Origin of the sequence: Sphingomonas segetis, from assembly GCF_009720245.1 — a bacterium.
Classification (GTDB): Bacteria; Pseudomonadota; Alphaproteobacteria; order Sphingomonadales; family Sphingomonadaceae; genus Sphingomicrobium; species Sphingomicrobium segetis.
The window spans coordinates 1-2,255 of record NZ_WJSQ01000249.1; the positions used below are offsets into that span (position 1 = coordinate 1).

General features: G+C 70.2%; 2 protein-coding genes. One reads left to right on the forward strand and one right to left on the reverse strand.

Annotated features, from left to right (window positions below; translation table 11 throughout):
- Window positions 1–153: 153 nt before the first annotated feature.
- Entirely contained in the window at window positions 154–1,413 is a 1,260-nt protein-coding gene (gene purD / locus GH737_RS14445; protein WP_155265466.1) for a phosphoribosylamine--glycine ligase, read from the reverse strand.
- Here purD and xseA point away from each other — a divergent pair.
- Window positions 1,412–2,255: exodeoxyribonuclease VII large subunit (gene xseA / locus GH737_RS14450; protein WP_196233224.1), on the forward strand; the 844-nt coding region annotated here is incomplete at its 3' end. The two genes, purD and xseA, sit on opposite strands and share 2 nt — an antisense overlap.

Below are 2,255 nucleotides of genomic sequence, written 5' to 3' on the forward strand. Positions count from 1 at the left end.
CGTGCCACAGGGCTGCGAGCGCGATCGCGACGACCAGCCCGGCGCCGAGCGTCGCATTGCGGCGGCGCTGCCGGCGGAAGGCGAACGCTCCGGCGACGATTCCGACGACGAGCCCGGCACCGATCGCCGGCCAGAAATAGGACCAGAGCGCGTTCACGCGCCCTCCCGCTCCAGCTCTCGCCAGCCGATGTCGCGGCGATGGAAGCCGTCGGCGAAATCGATCTGGTCGACGGCGCGATAGACCCGCGCCCTTGCTTTGGCGAAGCTGTCGGCGACGGCGGTGACCGCGAGCACGCGGCCTCCTTTTGCAACGAGGCCCTGCTCGCCGAGCGCGGTGCCGGCGTGGAACACGGTCACGCCTTCGATTTGCTCTGCCGCTTCAATCTCGCCGATGAGGCCCCCGGCTTCCGGACTGCCGGGATAGCCGCGCGCCGCGACGATAACCGTCATCGCGTGCTTCCCCGAAAGCCGCGGCGGATCGATCTCGGCCAGGCGCCCGGTCGCGACGGCGTGGAGCAGGCCGGCGAAGTCGCCCTCGACCAGCGGCATGATCGCTTCACACTCGGGGTCGCCGAAGCGGACGTTATATTCGATCAGCTTGGGCCCTTCGGCGGTCAGCATGAGACCCGCATAAAGGATTCCGCTGAACGGCGTGCCGGCATCGGCGAGGGCACGCGCTGTTGGCCGGACGATCTCGTCCATGGTGCGCTGCTCGAGCTTGGGAGTGAGAACCGGCGCCGGCGCATAAGCCCCCATGCCGCCGGTGTTCGGCCCGGTGTCGCCCTCGCCGACGCGCTTGTGGTCCTGGGCGGAGGCAAGCGCGACCGCTGTCGCCCCGTCGACCAGAGCGAACAGGCTCGCTTCCTCGCCTTCGAGGAACTCTTCGATCACGAGCGGGCCGTCGCCCTCAGCGTCGATTGCCGCTTCGGCCTCGGCGCGGGTCATGGCGACGGTCACGCCCTTGCCCGCGGCGAGCCCGTCGGCCTTGATCACGACCGGAAGCCCGAACCGCCCGAGCGCCGCGCGGGCATCGCTCATCCGCTCGACGCGCACATAACTGGCGGTGGGGATGCCGTGCGCCCGGCAGAGGTCCTTGGTGAAGCCTTTCGATCCCTCGAGCTGCGCCGCTGCGGCGCTCGGCCCGAACACGGCAATGCCGGCGCCGCGCAGCGCATCGGCTACGCCCGCGACCAGCGGCGCTTCGGGGCCGACGACGACCAGGTCGATGTTCTCGTCGCGCGCGAGATCGACGACCGCGCGCGGATCGCAGGGGTCGATGATCACGCACTGCGCCCAGCGCGCGATGCCGGGATTTCCGGGCACGGCCAGCAGCCTTGTACAGCTCGGCGATTGCCTAAGCCGCCACGCGAGCGCATCTTCGCGGCCGCCCGACCCCAAGAGCAATATGTCCATGGAACTCCCTGACGATACGCGCGCCGGCCTGTTAGCGAACGTGGCCCACGGCGACAATTCGCCGGCGCTCAGCGTTTCGGAGCTTTCCGGCGCGCTCAAGCGCACGGTCGAAAGCGCCTTCGGCCATGTGCGCGTGCGCGGGGAGATCAGCGGGTTCAAGCGCCACGGCTCGGGCCACTGCTATTTCACGCTCAAGGACGAGAACGCCTGCATCGACGCGGTCATCTGGCGCGGCAATGCCGCCGCGCTCGCGTTCCTGCCGGAGGACGGCGCCGAGGTTATCGCGACCGGCAAGCTCACGACCTATCCCGGCCGCTCGAAATACCAGATCGTCATCGACCGGATGGAAATCGCGGGGGAGGGCGCGCTGCTCGCTTTGCTCGAGAAGCGGCGCAAGGCGCTCTCGGCGGAAGGGCTGTTCGATGCGACACGCAAGCGCAGGCTCCCGTTCCTGCCGCAGGTCATCGGTGTCGTGACCTCGCCCACCGGCGCGGTGATCCGCGACATCCTTCACCGCCTCGCCGACCGCTGCCCGACGCGCGTCATCCTGTGGCCGGTGCCGGTCCAGGGGGAGGGGGCCGCCGCGAAGATCGCCGCCGCGATCCGCGCCTTTGCGGCGATCGAGCCGCGCCCCGACCTGCTGATCGTCGCGCGCGGCGGCGGGTCGATCGAGGATCTGTGGGCGTTCAACGAGGAGGAAGTGGTGCGCGCCGCGGCCGAATCGCCGATCCCGCTGATTTCTGCCGTCGGGCACGAGACCGACACCACGCTGATCGATCACGCCGCCGACCGCCGCGCGCCGACTCCGACCGCCGCCGCGGAGATCGCCGTCCCGGTCCGCG